This is a genomic window from Gilliamella sp. N-G2 (assembly GCF_002142215.1).
Lineage (GTDB): Bacteria > Pseudomonadota > Gammaproteobacteria > Enterobacterales > Orbaceae > Gilliamella.
Genome location: NZ_NAST01000023.1, coordinates 19,840 through 38,637, shown reverse-complemented (window position 1 = coordinate 38,637; position 18,798 = coordinate 19,840). Strand labels below are relative to the sequence as shown.

Annotated in this window: 13 protein-coding genes and 1 tRNA gene; 12 read left to right on the top strand and 2 right to left on the bottom strand. The window is 35.2% G+C overall.

The window, feature by feature from the left end:
- Positions 1 to 59: 59 nt before the first annotated feature.
- The 5 genes from bglX (at position 60) to B6C99_RS10350 (ending at position 9,147) form a co-directional block, all read left to right on the top strand.
- Complete coding sequence (gene bglX, locus B6C99_RS10370) at positions 60 to 2,333, top strand: beta-glucosidase BglX (RefSeq protein WP_086359755.1); 2,274 nt, start codon at positions 60 to 62, stop codon at positions 2,331 to 2,333.
- Between the two features lie 53 nt (positions 2,334 to 2,386).
- Positions 2,387 to 4,081 carry a sensor histidine kinase gene (locus B6C99_RS10365; RefSeq protein ID WP_086359753.1) on the top strand — a complete coding sequence of 565 codons (1,695 nt, stop codon included), beginning with the start codon at positions 2,387 to 2,389 and terminating at the stop codon, positions 4,079 to 4,081.
- A complete protein-coding gene (gene btsR, locus B6C99_RS10360) occupies positions 4,081 to 4,800 on the top strand; it encodes a two-component system response regulator BtsR (RefSeq protein ID WP_065614083.1) in 720 nt (239 codons plus the stop codon). The genes B6C99_RS10365 and btsR overlap by 1 nt, the downstream gene beginning before the upstream one ends.
- Before the next feature lie 278 nt (positions 4,801 to 5,078).
- The gene (locus tag B6C99_RS10355; RefSeq protein ID WP_086359754.1) at positions 5,079 to 7,229 is read left to right on the top strand and encodes a carbon starvation CstA family protein; all 2,151 of its coding nucleotides are present in this window, start codon (positions 5,079 to 5,081) and stop codon (positions 7,227 to 7,229) included.
- Between the two features lie 247 nt (positions 7,230 to 7,476).
- Entirely contained in the window at positions 7,477 to 9,147 is a 1,671-nt protein-coding gene (locus B6C99_RS10350) for a bifunctional UDP-sugar hydrolase/5'-nucleotidase (RefSeq protein WP_086359752.1), read from the top strand.
- 247 nt (positions 9,148 to 9,394) lie between these two features.
- On the opposite strand, the gene B6C99_RS10345 is transcribed toward B6C99_RS10350, so the two are convergent.
- Both B6C99_RS10345 and B6C99_RS10340 read right to left on the bottom strand, forming a co-directional pair.
- Positions 9,395 to 9,859 (bottom strand): NfeD family protein, encoded by a 465-nt coding sequence (locus B6C99_RS10345; protein ID WP_086359751.1) that lies wholly within the window; start codon positions 9,857 to 9,859, stop codon positions 9,395 to 9,397.
- A gap of 92 nt (positions 9,860 to 9,951) precedes the next feature.
- Complete coding sequence (locus B6C99_RS10340) at positions 9,952 to 10,860, bottom strand: SPFH domain-containing protein (protein WP_086359750.1); 909 nt, start codon at positions 10,858 to 10,860, stop codon at positions 9,952 to 9,954.
- A 379-nt stretch (positions 10,861 to 11,239) separates the two neighbouring features.
- Between B6C99_RS10340 and B6C99_RS10335 the strand changes: the two genes are divergently transcribed.
- From B6C99_RS10335 to rimP, 7 genes are all read left to right on the top strand, one after another.
- Positions 11,240 to 12,802, top strand: coding sequence for an anthranilate synthase component 1 (locus tag B6C99_RS10335; protein ID WP_086359749.1), 1,563 nt, complete (start codon positions 11,240 to 11,242; stop codon positions 12,800 to 12,802).
- Positions 12,802 to 14,433, top strand: a complete 1,632-nt coding sequence (gene trpD, locus B6C99_RS10330) for a bifunctional anthranilate synthase glutamate amidotransferase component TrpG/anthranilate phosphoribosyltransferase TrpD (protein ID WP_086359748.1) — start codon at positions 12,802 to 12,804, stop codon at positions 14,431 to 14,433. The genes B6C99_RS10335 and trpD overlap by 1 nt, the downstream gene beginning before the upstream one ends.
- A 15-nt stretch (positions 14,434 to 14,448) precedes the next feature.
- On the top strand, positions 14,449 to 15,831 hold the full coding sequence (gene trpCF / locus B6C99_RS10325) for a bifunctional indole-3-glycerol-phosphate synthase TrpC/phosphoribosylanthranilate isomerase TrpF (RefSeq protein WP_086359747.1): 1,383 nt from the start codon (positions 14,449 to 14,451) through the stop codon (positions 15,829 to 15,831).
- A gap of 23 nt (positions 15,832 to 15,854) precedes the next feature.
- The gene (trpB, locus tag B6C99_RS10320) at positions 15,855 to 17,048 is read left to right on the top strand and encodes a tryptophan synthase subunit beta (protein WP_086359746.1); all 1,194 of its coding nucleotides are present in this window, start codon (positions 15,855 to 15,857) and stop codon (positions 17,046 to 17,048) included.
- Positions 17,045 to 17,851 carry a tryptophan synthase subunit alpha gene (gene trpA / locus B6C99_RS10315; RefSeq protein WP_086359745.1) on the top strand — a complete coding sequence of 269 codons (807 nt, stop codon included), beginning with the start codon at positions 17,045 to 17,047 and terminating at the stop codon, positions 17,849 to 17,851. The genes trpB and trpA overlap by 4 nt, the downstream gene beginning before the upstream one ends.
- Positions 17,852 to 18,067: 216 nt before the next feature.
- A tRNA-Met gene (locus tag B6C99_RS10310) sits at positions 18,068 to 18,144 on the top strand.
- 189 nt (positions 18,145 to 18,333) lie between these two features.
- Positions 18,334 to 18,795 (top strand): ribosome maturation factor RimP, encoded by a 462-nt coding sequence (rimP, locus tag B6C99_RS10305; RefSeq protein WP_086359744.1) that lies wholly within the window; start codon positions 18,334 to 18,336, stop codon positions 18,793 to 18,795.
- The last annotated feature ends 3 nt before the right edge of the window (positions 18,796 to 18,798 follow it).

Genomic DNA, 18,798 nt, shown 5'->3' with positions numbered 1-18,798 from the left:
GTTAAATACGTTATGCTATCCACTTGTCTATCCTCTTAAATATAAAAATACTTATTATTATGAAAAAATTGATTTTATTTTTTGTTTTTTTTATTTTTTCATTCTCTTTATCCGCACAAAATTCCAATAATGAAGAAAAAAAAGCCTTTATTGATGATTTAATGTCAAAAATGACAATTAAAGAAAAAGTAGGGCAATTGCGGTTAATCAGTGTTGGTGGTGAGCTAACCTTAGACAAAGTACTTGATCAAATTGAAGCGGGTGAAATTGGTGGCATTTTTAATACTGTTGTTGAACCCGACCTTTCCAGAATGCAAGAGAGAGCTTTAAAATCACCAAACAAAATTCCGATTTATTTTGGTTTTGATATCGTCCATGGGCATCGTACAGTATTTCCAATTAATTTAGGTATAGCTGCAACTTGGGATCGTAATGCCTTCGCTAAAGTAGCTGAGGTTTCAGCTGATGAAGCAACTTCAGATGGTCTTAATGTGACTTGGGCACCAATGGTCGATATTACTCGTGATCCAAGATGGGGCCGAGTATCGGAAGGGTTTGGTGAAGATCCTTATTTAGCGTCAGAAGCAGGACGTATTTTTGTTGAAAAAATGCAAAAACAGTCTCTTGAAGATAAAAAATCATTAGTGACAACGGTCAAACACTTTGCGCTTTATGGGGCGGTTGAAGCTGGGCGTGAATATAACAGCACTGATATGAGTGAACGAAAAATGTTCCAAGAATATTTGTTACCATATAAAGCCGCAGTAGATGCGGGTAGCCGAGCGGTTATGGTTGCCCTTGTTAGTGTAAATGGTATTCCTGCCACAGCTAATCATTGGTTATTAACTGATGTATTACGCAACCAATGGCACTTTGATGGAGTAGTTGTTAGTGACCATGGAGCTATCCGTGAATTAATTAATCACGGCGTTGCAAAGGATGCTAAAGATGCGGTGCGTATTGCTATCAAAGCTGGTATTGATGTAAGTATGAATGATGAATACTTTTTACAGTTTTTACCAGAATTGGTTGATGAAGGTGCAATCTCAGAAGATCTGATTAATCAAGCTTGTCGTCATGTATTAGAGCTTAAATATGATATGGGGTTGTTTAAAAATCCGCATCGAAATTTAGATCCTAATTTTGATATTGAAACCATGTTTGCGAACGATCGTCTCCATCGTGCAGAAGCAAGAGATGTTGCACGTCGTAGTATTGTATTGTTAAAAAATGAAAATAATATTCTGCCATTAAGTAAAAATAAAAAAATTGCTGTGATAGGACCATTAGCTGATTCAAAACGTGATATTTTAGGTAGTTGGTCGGGTGCAGGCCGAGCTAATTTAGCGGTAACTCCGTTAGAGGGGATCAAAAATGCAGTTGCTAATCCCAAATTAGTTAGTTACTCTTGGGGGGCTAATATCTCGGATGATCCTGAACTTTATAAATTTTTAAATTTATATGAAGAGATCAGTAAATTTGATAAACGACCTGCTGATAAAATGGTTGTAGAAGCGGTTTCTCAAGCTAAAAAATCGGATGTTGTTGTAGTTTTTGTTGGTGAAGCTGAAGGAATGGCGCATGAATCATCAAGTCGAACCGATCTTAATTTGCAAGCTAGCCAAAAACGTTTAATTAAAGCATTAAAAGCTACAGGCAAACCGTTGATTATTGCACTGATGAATGGCCGTCCACTTACAGTCAAAGAAGAATATCAGCAAGCTGATGCTATGCTTGAAACTTGGTTTTTGGGTACTGAAGGGGGAAATGCTGTGGCCGATGTGCTGTTTGGAGACTATAATCCATCAGCCAAATTACCTATGTCTTTTCCAGATAATGTAGGTCAAATTCCTGTTTATTATAGCCATTTAAAAACTGGTAGACCTCATGGTACGGTTAATATGGGTAAATACACAACATCTTACTTTGATAGTCCTAATGAGCCTTTATTTCCATTTGGTTTTGGCTTAAGTTATACTGATTTTGCTATTGACTTTTCATTATCAAAAACTGAAATGTCCCCAAATGGGGAAATTGAAGTTATTGCTAACGTAGAAAATATTGGTGAAAGAGAAGGTTCACAAGTGGTGCAGTTCTATTTGCAAGATGTGACAGCATCAGTAAGTCGACCGGTAAAAGAGTTAATTGGTTTTGAATCTATAGCTCTTAAACCTCATGAAAAAGGTCAAGTGAAATTTGTTATCAAATATGACATGTTAAAATTCTGGAATGATAAAATGCAATATGTTGCAGAACCTGGTAAATTTAATGTGTTTGTAGGCGCTGATTCTACAACTAAAGATAAGCAAACATTTACTTTACTTGATAATTAAAGTTAGCATTCTCCGTCGACTTCGGTCGGCGGTTTTGTGCCGTGGTTATTGTTATGTTTGAGTTTGATCTTGTACTACAGCTTTTACAACAGATGTGCGTATATTTGGTTATAGCTTATTTGTTGAGTAAAACCCCGATTGTCATTCCTTTAATGCAAGTCACCATCCATTTACCTCATAAATTAGTCTGTTATTTTATTTTTTCATTATTTTGCATTATGGGTAGCTATTTTGGTTTACATATTGAAGATACTATTGCCAATACTCGTGCTATTGGAGCGATTTTAGGCGGGTTGCTTGGTGGTCCGGTAGTAGGGCTTTTAGTTGGTTTAACTGGCGGTATTCATCGTTATACATTAGGTGGTATTACGGCTGAAAGTTGTATGTTATCGACTATCTTGACTGGTTTAATTAGTGGACTACTTCATTATACTCTAATGAAAAAAGGCCGAATTGATTTAGTTTATAATCCCTTTTTAGTTGGGGTATTAGGTGTTCTGGTTGAATCGTTAGAAATGATTCAAGTACTATTAATATCGAGACCTTTTGATGTTGTTTTACATGCAGTGCGAAGCATTGCTGCACCAATGATTGTGGCCAATAGTATTGGAGCGGCAATGTTTATGCGAATTTTACTAGATAGACGGGCGATTTTTGAACGCTATACATCGGCTTTTTCGGCCAAAGCTCTTAAAATCGCAGTGAGTACTGAAGGTCTATTGCGTGAAGGTTTCAATCAAGAAAATAGTACCAAAGTAGCAGAAATTATTTATCAAGAATTAGATATCGGTGCTGTATCAATAACCGATCGGGAAAAAATTCTTGCTTTTATTGGGGTTGGTGACGATCATCACTTACCAGGTACGAAAATTACTTCAAATGTTACTTTAGAAGCGATTGAGCAAAATGATGTTAAATATCTTGACGGTACACATCAACCTTATCAATGTTCAATCAATAAAAATTGTCGTTTAGGTGCAACTTTGGTTATTCCTCTTCGTGGTGAAAATAATAATGTAGTTGGTACTATTAAACTTTATGAAGCTAAAAATACATTATTTAGCTCAATAAATAGAACTTTAGGTGAAGGTATTGCCAGCTTATTATCTGCGCAAATATTGGCCGGGCAAAATGAGTACTACAAACAGTTATTGTCTAAAACTGAGATTAAACTATTACATGCCCAAGTAAATCCTCACTTCTTATTTAATGCCTTAAATACTTTACTGGCTATTATTAGGCGTGATAAAGAACAAGCATCGCAATTAGTGCAAAACTTATCAACTTTTTTCCGTAAAAACTTAAAACGTACTGATGAAATAGTAACGTTAAAAGATGAAATAGAGCATGTAAATGCTTACCTACAGATCGAAAAAATGCGTTTTATGGAGCAATTAAGTATAAATTTTGATATTCCTGAACAACTCGAATATGCGCAATTACCAGCATTTTCATTACAACCAATTGTTGAAAATGCCATTAAACATGGTACATCACAATTAATTAGTCAAGGAGAAGTAAGGATTAGAGCCTATGCAAATGACCAGACTTTAATTTTAGAGGTTATTGATAATGCAGGTAATTATCGAGAAAATAAAAAAGATAATAAAGGACTTGGTCTTAATTTAGTGGATAAACGAATTAAGATCCGTTATGGCGAAAACTATGGTATAAAGATAATCTGTAAACCTGATGAATATACAAATGTAATGTTATCTTTGCCTTTGCTAGAGGATGTCGTAGTTTAATGTTAAATGTGATTATTGTTGATGATGAATTACTTGCTCGCGAAAATTTACGTTGTTTGCTAGAAAACGATAGCCAAATTAATATTGTCGCAGAATGTAATAATGCCATGGATGCTATACGTGAAATTCATCGATTAGCACCTGATGTCGTTTTTCTTGATATTCAAATGCCAAAAATAAATGGTCTTGAAATGTTATCAATGCTTGATCCACAAACTATGCCTCATATTGTTTTTTTAACTGCTTATAGCGAGTTTGCTGTAAAAGCTTTTGAAGAACAAGCTTTTGATTATCTATTAAAACCTATTGAACAAGATCGGCTAAATAAAACATTAAGCCGTTTGCATAAAAAATGTCCTGTAGCTGATATAAATCAATTATCAGGTATTGATCAACAGTTAAAATATATACCTTGTATTGGCCATAATCGAATCTATTTGCTATCTAATGATGATGTTTTTTATATTTCATCTAAAGTTAGTGGTATTTATGTGTTTAATCAAAACAATAATGAATATTTCACTGAGCTTACGCTAAAAACCTTAGAAGATAAAACTTCATTAATTCGTTGTCATCGACAATATTTAGTCAATTTAAAAAAGTTAAAAGAGATCCGTTTTAATGAAGCAGGTAGTGTTGATATCATTTTAAATAATGATGTAGCTGTTCCTGTGAGTCGTCGATATTTAAAATCGCTTAAAGAGATATTAGGGTTATAACTATTTTATAGGATACTTTCTTATCGATACCGTTTACCAACCATTTTTAACCACTCATATAGTAGTTTCAACCTATAACAAAATTTCATATATAATTAAATTAACTAAAAAATTACTATACCCTTGAGTATAAAGTAAGCTTTATCTCATGATTAGAAATGACCAAATTCAAAAACAATTTGCAGTTAATATCAATCAATTTCATCAATCTTTGTTACTGAATAACAAAGTTAAAAAGATAGAAAGATGATATTAATTTGAAAGCGATAAAGAGAATTATTATGAATAATAAAATATTTAAGCATATACCTTGGGTCATTTTGGCTATCGTTGGTGCATGCTGTTTAGCTGTCATAGCACTACGCCGAGGTGAACACATTAGCGCATTGTGGATTATTGCCGCTGCGGTGTCTGTCTATTTAGTTGCTTACCGATATTATAGTTTGTATATCGCCAATAAAGTAATGCAGTTAGATCCAACACGAGCAACACCGGCTGTTATCAACAATGATGGTTTAAATTATGTTCCAACCAATAAATATGTCTTGTTTGGACACCATTTTGCAGCAATAGCTGGAGCAGGGCCTCTTGTTGGGCCAGTACTTGCCGCACAAGTAGGTTATTTACCTGGCACTTTATGGCTATTGGCTGGTGTGGTATTTGCTGGTGCAGTACAAGACTTTATGGTGCTATTTTTATCATCACGCCGTAATGGTTCATCTTTAGGTGAAATGATAAAAGAAGAAATGGGGCCAATTCCAGGGACAATTGCCTTATTTGGTTGTTTCTTAATTATGTTAATTATTTTAGCTGTATTAGCATTGATTGTTGTTAAAGCATTAGCCGAAAGCCCGTGGGGTGTATTTACTGTTTGTTCTACAGTGCCAATTGCCCTATTTATGGGTATTTATATGCGATACCTCAGACCAGGCCGTGTTTTAGAAGTTTCAATAATTGGTATTGTATTACTCATCTTATCTATCTGGTTTGGTGGTGTAATTGCACATGATCCATATTGGGGGCCTGCATTAACTTTCAAAGCAACCACGATTACTTTTACTTTAGTTGGTTATGCATTAGTTTCAGCGATGTTGCCTGTATGGTTAATTTTAGCACCACGTGATTATCTCGCCACTTTCTTAAAAATTGGTGTAATCGTTGGTTTAGCTATTGGTATTGTTATTTTAAATCCTGATTTAAAAATGCCAGATGTAACTAAATATGTTGATGGCACAGGCCCTGTTTGGAAAGGTTCTTTATTCCCATTCTTATTTATTACTATTGCTTGTGGTGCTGTTTCTGGTTTCCATGCCTTAATTTCATCAGGTACAACACCAAAATTACTTGCTAATGAAACAGATGCACGTTTTATCGGCTATGGTGCTATGTTAATGGAGTCTTTCGTGGCTATTATGGCTTTAGTGGCTGCATCAATTATTGAGCCAGGTTTATATTTTGCTATGAATACTCCACCAGCTGCGCTAGGAATAACTATGCCTGATTTACATAAATTAGGTACTGGCGATGCCGCGATGATAATGTCTCAACTACAAGATGTGACAGCACACGCTGCGGCTACAGTTAGTTCGTGGGGATTTGTGATTTCACCTGAGCAAATTTTACAAACAGCCAAAGATATTGGCGAACCATCAGTATTAAATCGTGCCGGTGGTGCACCAACTTTAGCCGTAGGTATTGCACATGTGTTCCATCAAATTCTTCCAGGCGCAAATATGGGCTTCTGGTATCACTTTGGTATCTTGTTTGAAGCACTATTTATTCTAACAGCGCTTGATGCAGGAACTCGTTCTGGACGTTTCATGTTGCAAGACTTATTAGGTAACTTTGTACCATTCTTGAAAAAAACCGATTCACTTATTGCTGGCTTTATTGGTACTTTAGGATGTGTTGGTTTATGGGGATATCTACTTTACCAAGGTGTGGTTGATCCATTAGGCGGTGTTAAGAGCTTATGGCCATTATTTGGTATTTCAAACCAAATGTTAGCAGCCGTAGCATTAGTATTAGCTACAGTTGTATTAATTAAAATGAAACGAGCTCAATTTGTTTGGGTGACTATTATTCCTGCCGTTTGGTTATTGATTTGTACTACTTGGGCATTGGCACTTAAACTATTTAGTAATGATCCTAATTTAGAAGGATTCTTCTATTTAGCTAATGAGTATAATCGTCGTATTGCTGAAGGCAATGAATTAACTGCACAACAAATTGATAATATGCATCATATTGTCATTAATAACTACACTAACGCAGGTTTAAGTATCTTGTTCTTAGTGGTTGTGTATAGCATTATCTTCTTTGGTATTAAAACTGCACTTAAAGTGCGTAATAATAAACAAAGAACTGATAAAGAAACCGCTTATGTGCCTATTCCTGAAGGTGGTGTTAAAACTACGATGTCACATTAATTAACAGTAAACAGAATGTTAAATTAAAGTAACATTCTGTCTGTTTATGGAAATAACTTTCGTACACCTTATTTTGCCTAACAATAGCCACTATCGTTAGGCATTTTTTATCACTGATTAAGCATCTTGTTTTTTATAAAAACGCTTTAATTGAAAAAATAATAATTTAGAATAATATACTGTTTTTATAAAAATGATTTAAATTAATTAGGATGTTAAATTTACATAATAGTGATAGGAGATAAGGATGTTGGTAAGCAAAAAACATGCTTTGTTAAGCAGTTTATTCATATTAGGTTGTGTATTTCAGGTTAATGCAAAAGAAGTTGATGTTTCTATTTTAGCAACGTCAGATGTGCATGGGCGAATGTTACCATGGGATTATGGTACTGACAAAGCAGACTCTTCAGGCTCTTATGCGCAGATATCTTCGTTTTTAAAGGAGTACCGTTCATTACATGAAAATGTCATTGTGGTTGATGCTGGTGATATTATTCAAGATAATCAGATTGAACGATTTCATAATGTGCAAAATCATCCGGCTATTGCGGCATTAAATGCCATGCATTATGACATTATGGTACTTGGCAATCATGAATTTAATTTTGGTATGCCGATAGTCGATAAAGTCATTTCTGAATTTAAAGGCCAATCTTTAGCTGCTAATATTTATTATAAAGATTCCGGTAAACCTTATTTACCCGCCACAACCATTATTGAGAAAGAAGGTATTAAAATTGGCTTTATTGGTGCAACTACCCCTTTTGTTCCAGAATACGAGAATAAAACTGGCTATGTAAATCAAATGGAATTTACCATGCCAATACCGGAAATAAAAAAACAAATTGCTAATCTCAAACAACAATCAGTTGATGCTATTGTTTTAGTTACACATATGGGATTAGATAATGAAAACAATAAACCTGGTACAGGTGTTGCCGATGTTGCTAATCAATTGCCTGAAATTGACATAATTATTGCTGGACATAATCATCAAAATATTAGTGAAAAAGTCATTAATAATGTGGTTATTACTGAACCTCATCGCTATGGAACAGTAGTATCGGTGGTTGATCTTAAATTTGATATTGATGGCAATAAAAAAACCTTAAAAGCAAAAAAATCGCAAACATTACCAGTAAAAACTTATCCAGCTGATTCTGAAATCGAAAAAATTTATTCACCTTATCATCAACAATTAAGAGAAATTTCTAATCAAGTTATTGGTGAAACAGATAAAGATCTTGTACCACAAGAGATAATACATGGTATACCAGCGGTTTACTTGCAAGAAAGTGGTTTAACTAATTTACTTAATTCTGTACAAATTTATTATAGCGGTGCGGATGTGACTGCGGTTTTAGTCGATAATAAAAAAGCGATATTAAATAAGGGGCCAATCGCTCGCAAAGATATTGCTAACAATTATCAATATACTGCTGGTGAAACCTCTATTTTTGAAGTTACAGGGAAGGATCTTAAAGATTATATGGAATGGTCTGCGGCATATTTTGCTCAAGTACAACCAACGGATAAAAATTATCAATATGATTCAGTGCGAGGCGCATCTAAATATATGACTTATGATATGTTTGGTGGCGTTAAATATATTATTGATTTAAGTGAACCAGTAGGAAATCGAATTAAAAATCTAACACTTTTAAATGGTAAAGTTATTACTGATGATATGAAACTCAAACTAGGTATGAATGCTTATCGTTATGAAATGCTGGTGAAAAAAGGTGGTCCATTAGAAGGGCGCCGAGTCGAGCCAATTTGGAATTCTCGCACTGCATTAGGTGATGAAGAAGGTACCATTCGTAATATGACCATTAAATATATTACCGATGTGAAGAAAGGTAAGATTACCGATGAATCAAATAATAATTGGAAAGTTATTGGTATTGATCCTAAATAATCGAATTAGTGTTAGCATTCTTATTGGCTTATTTTTACACTAGTTTTTAGTAAAAATGATAATTACTGTTATAAGTACTTAAGCACTTTAAATTTTATATTGAAGCTGGATTAACAGTAATTATCTTATTATGATAATTACCATGAATTTTTACTATAGAAGATATTTAATAATCGGTTTATCTGATTGATTATTTTTTATGATAAACAAAAAAATACGAGTCATTGACTCGTATTTAATTATTAATTTATTTATTGAGTGCTTTTACTTTCAGTATTATGCCCTCAACTGCAACAACCTCAACAGGATGACCTACTTCTAGATCTTGATTACATTTTGCTGACCATGTGCCGTCTTTGATTTTTACTCGACCTGAACCATTAGTAATGGCATCGGTAACGATTGTTCTAATGCCAATTAATTCTTGTTGTGGTTGATTAATTTCAACTTTACTTGATTTGTTATTATCGCGTTTTTTTAACCAAGCCCACCAAAGATAAGCTGATATTAACGTAAAAATAGCAAACAAAATCCATAAAACAGGCCAAGACAGTGGTAAAATCCAAGCAATCAAGCCAACAATAATGGCTGCCATTCCACTCCAAAGTGCATATCCGCCAGTTCCTAACAATTCAGCTATCAGCAAAATACCGCCTAAAGCAAAAAATACCCAGTGAGGAGAATCATAAATAACCATTAAAAAATCTGTCATTGGTTGTTACCTATTATTAATTAAATTATATTTCCAATCATCTCTCAAACCAATTTATTATCAGTTAGGGATATGATTTTGCTAAATTTAGTCTATTTAGTATTTTTGATTAATTCGGCAATACCACCAATGCTACCCATTAGACTTGAAGCATCAAGCGGCATCATAACAACTTTACTGTTATCTGAAGCACCGATTTGTTGTAACGCTTCAGTATATTTTTGCGCAACAAAGTAGTTGATAGCATTAATATTACCTGCTGCAATAGCATCCGAAACCATTTGTGTTGCTTTAGCTTCTGCTTCGGCCGCACGTTCACGTGCTTCAGCTTGTAAAAATGCTGCTTGTTTTTCACCTTCAGCTTTTAAAATTTCTGACTGTTTTTCACCTTCAGAACGTAAAATAGCTGCTTGACGGATACCTTCCGCTTCAAGGATTTCCGCACGTTTATTACGTTCAGCTTTCATTTGTGCATTCATGGCTGCAATTAGTTCTGCCGGTGGTCGAACGTCACGAATTTCAATACGAGTAATTTTTATTCCCCATGGGCTAGTTGCATCATCGACAATACTAAGTAGTTTGGAGTTAATATGGTCACGTTGTGATAACATCTCATCTAGTTCCATACTACCAAGTACTGTACGGATATTTGTCATCATCAGATTAATAACAGCACGCTCAAGTTGGTTAACTTGGTAAGCTGCTCTTGCTGCTTCTTGTACTTGTATAAAGCAAACTGCGTCAATTTGTACATTTGCATTATCTTTAGAAATAACTTCTTGAGATGGGATATCAAGCACTTGTTCCATCATATTAATTTTACGGCCCACACCATCCATAAAAGGAATAATAATATTTAAGCCCGGTTCTAAGGTATGAGTGTATTTACCGAAACGCTCGATAGTATATTGGTATCCTTGCGGAACAATAGTGATGGTTTTAAAAACAGTAACTAAAGCAAGTAAAACGATTACTGCTATAAAAATATAAAATATAGGCATAGATCAAAATCTCTAATTTTTATCAATTATTTATCGGAGTCGTTCATTTTAAAGACTAATATCTTGTTTGGCTAGTTTTAATTCTTTTGATAAAAAATTTTCTGATTGGTAGCTGATAAACTTAATTTAAATGTACATAAAATATTCGCTTGACAACACATCAATGAACTAGTTTAATAGTACAAAATCTTTTTTAGCAGATACAATAATGATAAATCAGCAATCCACATTAATGCATTGTAAACAAACTACAATTTTAGGTTGGTGGCGCATCACCTTCTGCGGGTGATGTGATGATGTCCTTTTTTCATAATACCCGCTCAGTGCGGGTATTTTAGTTTTGCAAAGATAAAAATAATTTTATAAAAGAGAGTCAACAATGAATAAGCCTACATTAACACAGATAATTAAAACCATTGGTTATTATCAGGATCCGACTCAGGTATTTTATCAACTTTGTGATAACAAACCGGCAACATTGTTACTGGAATCAGCTGAAATTGATAATAAGCAAGGTATTAAAAGTGTAATGATAGTTGATAGTGCTTTGACTATTTCTGCACTCAATAACCAAGTCACTTTTCAAGCTTTAACCAGTAACGGAAAAAAATTATTGCCTTTATTGCTACAAGCTTTTCCTGATAACGTTGCTAAAACACAATTAGATGAACATAATCTTCAGCTAGTTTTTCCGGCTATTGATAATTTGCAAGATGAAGATTCTCGTTTAAAGTCATTATCAATTTTTGATGCACTAAGAACATTATTAAACATCGTTAATATCCCACAACAAGCGAGTTCTGATGCAGTATTTGTCGGTGGTTTATTTGCTTATGATCTTGTTGCTGGCTTTGAGGATTTACCTCTGTTACCAACCGAACAACGTTGCCAAGACTTTCGCTTTTATTTAGCTGAAACATTACTGGAAATTAATCATAAAGACCGTGTTTCATTATTAAAAGCAACGGCATTTACTTCTTGTCCTGATGAGACAAAACGTTTGAATCAACGCTTAACTGAGTTGCAAAGTAAACTTAATCAACCGATGAAAGCGATTAAGACTCAATCTTTAGCAGAAATAAATGTTTCATGTAATAAGAGTGATGATGATTTCAATACCATAGTTAAAAAAATGCAGGATGCTATCCAACAAGGTGAAATTTTTCAAGCCGTTCCTTCAAGACGTTTTTCATTACCATGCCCTGAACCATTATCTGCTTATCAGGTGTTAAAAAATACCAATCCAAGTCCATATATGTTTTATATGCAAGATAGCGATTTTGTTCTATTTGGTGCATCACCGGAAAGTGCCCTTAAATATAACAAGACCAATAATCAAGTTGAAATTTACCCTATTGCCGGTACTCGACCACGTGGTTTAACCGCAAGTGGTGAGATTGATTATGATTTGGATAGCCGACTAGAACTTGAAATGCGCACTGATAAAAAAGAGTTGGCAGAACACTTAATGCTGGTTGATTTAGCCCGTAATGATTTAGCTCGTATTTGCCAACCGGGCACTCGTTATACTAAAGAGTTATTAAAAGTTGACCGTTATTCGTGTGTTATGCACCTTGTTTCAAGAATAGTTGGCCAGTTGCGGACTGATCTTGATGCTCTGCATGCTTATCAAGCAACAATGAATATGGGAACATTAACCGGCGCACCTAAAGTAAGAGCAATGCAGTTAATTGCTGAATCAGAAAAAATAAAACGTGGCAGTTATGGTGGAGCAGTGGGGTATTTAACCGCTAGTGGTGATTTGGATACCTGTATTGTTATCCGTAGTGCTTATGTTGAAGATGGCATTGCCACGGTGCAAGCTGGTGGTGGGGTGGTTTTAGACTCAGAACCTCAATCAGAATCGGACGAATCACGTAACAAAGCTCGTGCTGTTGTTCGCGCGATTATGGCAGCACATAATGTAGAAGGTGTATTTTAATGGCTAATATCTTATTTATTGATAATGTTGATTCGTTTACTTATAACTTAGTTGATCAGTTACGTCATAATCAACATAACGTGACGATTTACCGTAATACTATTCCGGCGGATGTGATTATCGAAAAATTATCACATATGCAAAATCCTATCTTAATGTTATCGCCAGGACCAGGTACGCCAAGCGAAGCTGGTTCAATGCCTGAATTACTAAAACGTTTAAAAGGGGAATTACCGATTATTGGTATCTGCTTAGGCCATCAAGCGATTGTCGAATCTTATGGTGGTATGATTGTACCAGCTGGTGATATTTTGCATGGTAAAGCCTCATTAATTGAACATGATGGTCAAGCTATGTTTAAAGGCTTACCAAATCCATTACCGGTGGCTCGTTATCACTCTTTAAAAGGTGAAAATATACCGAAAACATTAACGATTAATGCCATGTGTAATAACATTGTTATGGCAGTACGTAATGATGAGGATCGAGTTTGTGGTTTTCAATTTCATCCTGAATCGATTTTAACCATTCAAGGGGTAAAATTATTAGAGCAAACCATTGAATGGGCACTTAATCCAGTCCAAAAACAACCACAGGCAAGACAAGAGGCAATTGTCGATAAGCAAGAATACAATATTCAACCAATTTTAAATAAATTGTACTTAGGACAAGTATTGTCACAAGAAGAAAGCAAAATACTATTTAACTTAATTATTCAAGGTAAGATTGAACCAACAGTTTTGGCAACTGCGATTATAAGTATGAAAGTACGAGGTGAAAAACCGGATGAAATTGCTGGTGCTGCGCAAGCCTTACTTGAAAATGCTGATGCTTTTGAAGCTCCTGATTATGATTTTACCGATATTGTTGGTACAGGTGGTGATGGCACTAATAGTATTAATATATCAACAGCTAGTGCTTTTGTTACTGCTGCCTTAGGGTATAAAGTCGCTAAACATGGTAACCGAGGGGTATCAAGTAAATCAGGATCTTCCGATGTACTATCTGCTTTAGGTATTAAATTAAACATGTCAGCGGAAGCCTCACGTAAAGCGCTTGATGAATTAGGGGTATGTTTCTTATTTGCTCAACAATATCATTCAGGTTTCCGTCATGCTGCGCCAGTTCGTCAACAATTAAAAACACGAACAATTTTTAATGTGCTAGGTCCGTTGATAAATCCATCACGACCAAAACGTATTTTACTCGGTGTTTATCATCCTGATTTGATAAAACCGATTGCAGAAACATTAAAAATGTTGAACTATACCCATGCTTATGTTGTACACGGTGCAGGTATGGATGAAGTGGCTATTCATGGCGAAACCCAAGTTGCTGAAGTAAAAAACGGCGAAATTCGCTATTTCACCCTTACACCACAAGATTTTGGTTTACAACAATATACTTTAAAAGATATTGAAGGTGGTACACCGGAAATGAATCGTGATTTGTTGTTAGCTATTTTACAAGGACATGGTAAACCAGCTCATGAAGCGGCTATTGCTGCAAATGTAGCTATGTTAATTAGCTTGTTTGGTGAACCAGACTTAAAACAAAATGCACAACGTGCAATTGAATTGATGCATAGTGGCAAGGCTTATGAGCTATTACAAAAGTTAGCAGCAAGATAATAAGTGGAGAATAACATGGCAATTGCAGCATTAACCGAAAATGTTGAAATGGCAACAGTATTAAAAAAAATCATTGAAGATAAACAGTTATGGCTTGCCGAACAGCAAACTAAAAAACCACTAACTAACTTTAAAAGTAAAGTAATAGCGAGTGATCGTGATTTTTATCAAACATTAAATCAACCGAAAACGGTATTTATCTTAGAATGTAAAAAAGCGTCACCATCTAAAGGCTTAATTCGTGATGATTTTGATCCGGCAACTATTGCTAAAGTTTATAAAGATTATGCTTCAGCGATTTCAGTTTTAACTGATGAAAAATATTTTCAAGGTAGCTTTGAATTTTTGCCTATGGTGCGTAATGAAGTCACACAACCAGTACTTTGCAAAGATTTTATTATCGATGAATATCAAATTTACTTAGCTCGATATTATCAAGCGGATGCTATTTTGTTAATGTTATCAGTGGTAAATGATGATGAGTATCGCCATCTTAGCCAAATTGCTCATCAACTTAAAATGGGAGTTTTAACTGAAGCAAGTACGGAACAAGAAGTTGAACGAGCCATTAATCTTGGCGCAAAAGTTATTGGTATTAATAATCGTAATCTTCGTGATCTGTCAGTAGATTTAAATCGAGTAAAAACATTATCTAAATCTATTCCCGATGATCGAATTATTATCAGTGAATCGGGTATTTACACTCATAATCAAGTTAAAGATCTTAGCCATTATGCTAACGGTTTTTTAATTGGTAGCGCGTTAATGTCTGAGTCAAATTTAAATCTAGCTATTCGTAAGGTGATCCTAGGTGAAAATAAAGTCTGTGGTTTAACCAGAGCGCAGGACGCGATAACTGTCTATCAAGCTGGTGCGATTTATGGCGGATTAATTTTTGTCTCTAATTCACCAAGATATATTACACCAACTAAGGCTCGTAGTGTTATTGCGGCAACACCATTAAATTGGGTCGGTGTTTTTAAAAATAGTGATATAGACGAAGTTTGCCAAATAGCGCAACAATTATCACTTTACGCAGTACAATTACATGGTCATGAAGATGATAATTATATTCAAACACTCCGCCAACAATTACCAACAACTTGTCAAATTTGGAAAGCATTAAGTATTAGTGATAGTATTCCGAACCATGATAATCCATTAGTCTCTCGTTATATATTTGACAATGGTGCTGGAGGAACGGGTAAAAGTTTTGATTGGTCATTATTACAGGGTAAAGATTTAAGTAATGTCATTTTGGCTGGTGGTATTAATTCACAAAATGTAAGTGAAGCACTCGCTACCGATGTTATTGGCGTTGACCTTAACTCAGGTGTTGAAGTATCGGCCGGAATTAAAGATAAACAAAAAATTACAGCAGTATTTGAACAAATTTAACTAATTATATTGAAGGAATGGTTATGTCTAAATTAAATCCTTATTTTGGCGAGTTTGGTGGTCAATATGTACCACAAATATTAATGCCAGTGCTAGAACAACTTGAGGATGCCTTTATATCGGCGATACACGATGCAAGTTTTCAAAAAGAATTTAATGACCTTTTGGTGAACTATGCAGGTCGACCAACCGCATTAACATTATGTAAAAATCTTACTGTAGGTACCAAAACAAAACTTTATTTAAAACGAGAAGATTTAGTCCATGGTGGTGCCCATAAAACTAACCAAGTCCTAGGCCAAGCATTACTAGCTAAAAAAATGGGTAAAACAGAGATTATTGCCGAAACTGGTGCAGGTCAGCATGGTGTCGCTTCAGCATTAGCTTGCGCATTATTAGGTTTAAAATGCCGAATTTACATGGGTGCAAAAGATGTTCAACGCCAAGCTCCAAATGTATTTAGAATGCGATTAATGGGGGCTACCGTCATTCCAGTTGAAACGGGTTCTGCCACATTAAAAGATGCTTGTAATGAAGCATTACGTGATTGGTCTGGTAGTTATGAAACCGCACACTATATGTTAGGTACCGCTGCTGGCCCACATCCATTCCCGACCATTGTGCGTGAATTTCAACAAATGATTAGTCGTGAAGCAAAACAGCAAATTATGGAAAAAGAAGGTCGTTTGCCTGACGCAGTCATCGCCTGTGTTGGTGGTGGTTCAAACGCAATTGGTATGTTTGCTAATTTTATTGATGATAAATCAGTTAGATTAATTGGTGTAGAGCCCGGTGGACATGGTATTGAAAGTGGTGAACATGGTGCATCGCTAAAACATGGTAAACTTGGTATCTACTTTGGTATGAAAACACCAATGATGCAAACGGATGAAGGGCAAATTGAAGAGTCTTATTCGATTTCTGCTGGCCTTGATTTTCCAGCAGTAGGACCACAACATGCATATTTAGATAGTATTGGTCGAGCAGAATATGTCTCTGCCACTGATGATGAAGCGCTTGAAGCCTTCAAAGCATTATCTCGTAGTGAAGGTATTATTCCTGCATTAGAGTCATCGCATGCATTAGCTTATGCACTGAAAATGATTAAAGAAAACCCAAACAAAGAACAATTATTAATTGTTAATTTATCTGGTCGTGGTGATAAAGATATCTTTACGGTTTATGATGTATTAAAAGCAAAAGGAGAAATAGAATGAGTCGTTATCAAAAACTGTTTAATCGTTTAACAGTCGAAAAACGTGGTGCATTTGTTCCTTTTGTTCCAGTTGGTGATCCAAATCCACAACTTTCAAGTCAAATTATTCAAACCATGATTGATGCAGGGGCTGATGCATTAGAATTAGGCATTCCTTTTTCTGACCCAATGGCGGATGGACCAACAATTCAAAATGCTAATATCCGTGCTTTTAATGGTGGTATAACCGTTGAAAAATGTTTCGAAATTTTAACTAACATTCGAGCTAGCAATCCAGATATTCCTATCGGATTATTAATCTATGCCAATTTAGTTTTTAAAAATGGTATTGACAACTTTTATGCTAAATGCGCCAAAGCTGGTGTTGATTCTGTATTAGTTGCCGATTTACCAGTTGAATATGCACAAGAGTTTACTGGTGCTGCAGAAAAACATGGCATAGCACCGATATTTATCTGTCCACCTAATGCTGATGATGAGGTGATAAAAAATATTGCTAAGCATGGTAAAGGTTATACTTATTTAGTCTCACGAGCTGGTGTAACTGGTACTGAAAATCGTGCAAATAAACCGTTAACTCATTTACTTGAAAAATTGACGGAGTTTAAAGCCCCCCCTACGATTCAAGGATTTGGTATTTCAGAACCAACCCAAGTGAGTGAAGCAATTAAAGCTGGTGCTGCTGGCGCAATTGCAGGATCGGCAACGGTCAAAATTATTGAAAATAACCTTAATAATCCAGCAAAAATGTTGAGCGAACTAGCTAGTTTCGTTAAAACGATGAAAGCTGCAACGCAAAAATAATAATAGCAAAACTATCCGCTGATTATTCAGCGGAATTTATTACTTGAAAAAACAATAATTGTACTTATATTAACCTTAACTTGAGATTAATTGTAATTAGTTGCGACAAAAAATCATAGCTGCTTAGTTTTCAATGACTTTAAACGATTTTGATAATTCTAGTATGATTTTGGGTTGCATATTTTACAAAACATAGTATAATCTTCAGCCATCTATCGCGGGGTGGAGCAGCTTGGTAGCTCGTCGGGCTCATAACCCGAAGGTCGTTGGTTCAAATCCAGCCCCCGCAACCACTTAAATTTTCATTCATACATTAATCTATCCTATTATTGTCTGAAAGTTCGAATCAAGTGGCTTCATTATATTAAATTTTAAATGTAGCCTCGCTTGTCGGGGTTTTTTTATGCGTTATGATTCAAACGTGAGTTTAAAAGGAATGTTGGGCTTTATGCCCTTTTTTATTTTCTGCAGTGGAGGTTTGTTTGGCTAATTTAGAACAGCAATTGACCGATATCATTCAAGGACCAGTTAATGCGCTTGGTTTTGAGCTAGTTGGTATTGAATATATTCGTGGTCGTTATCCCGTTTTACGCGTATATATTGATAGTGAAAATGGTATTACCGTTGATGACTGTGCTGATGTTAGTCGACAAATTAGTGCGGTACTTGATGTAGAAGACCCTATCAAAGATGCTTATAATCTTGAGGTTTCCTCACCAGGTATGGATCGACCTTTGTTTACGCTTGAACATTATCAACGTTTTGTTGGTGAAGAAGTCACAATCAGTTTGCGTATTCCGGTTGCTAATCGCCGCAAGTGGAAAGGACAGATTAAATCCATCGATAATGAAATGGTTACTTTAATTGTCGATGGAAGTGATGAAGTGTTTGCTTTTAGCAATATCCAAAAGGCAAACATTGTACCTAATTTTAACCTTAAATAGAGT

What these genes read in the sequence shown, in the direction of transcription:
- bglX (WP_086359755.1), top strand. Translation starts at nt 60, where the DNA reads ATGAAAAAATTGATTTTATTTTTTGTTTTTTTTATTTTTTCATTCTCT.
- B6C99_RS10365 (WP_086359753.1), top strand. Translation starts at nt 2,387, where the DNA reads ATGTTTGAGTTTGATCTTGTACTACAGCTTTTACAACAGATGTGCGTA.
- btsR (WP_065614083.1), top strand. Translation starts at nt 4,081, where the DNA reads ATGTTAAATGTGATTATTGTTGATGATGAATTACTTGCTCGCGAAAAT.
- B6C99_RS10350 (WP_086359752.1), top strand. Translation starts at nt 7,477, where the DNA reads ATGTTGGTAAGCAAAAAACATGCTTTGTTAAGCAGTTTATTCATATTA.
- B6C99_RS10345 (WP_086359751.1), bottom strand. Translation starts at nt 9,859, where the DNA reads ATGACAGATTTTTTAATGGTTATTTATGATTCTCCTCACTGGGTATTT.
- B6C99_RS10340 (WP_086359750.1), bottom strand. Translation starts at nt 10,860, where the DNA reads ATGCCTATATTTTATATTTTTATAGCAGTAATCGTTTTACTTGCTTTA.
- B6C99_RS10335 (WP_086359749.1), top strand. Translation starts at nt 11,240, where the DNA reads ATGAATAAGCCTACATTAACACAGATAATTAAAACCATTGGTTATTAT.
- trpD (WP_086359748.1), top strand. Translation starts at nt 12,802, where the DNA reads ATGGCTAATATCTTATTTATTGATAATGTTGATTCGTTTACTTATAAC.
- trpCF (WP_086359747.1), top strand. Translation starts at nt 14,449, where the DNA reads ATGGCAATTGCAGCATTAACCGAAAATGTTGAAATGGCAACAGTATTA.
- trpB (WP_086359746.1), top strand. Translation starts at nt 15,855, where the DNA reads ATGTCTAAATTAAATCCTTATTTTGGCGAGTTTGGTGGTCAATATGTA.
- trpA (WP_086359745.1), top strand. Translation starts at nt 17,045, where the DNA reads ATGAGTCGTTATCAAAAACTGTTTAATCGTTTAACAGTCGAAAAACGT.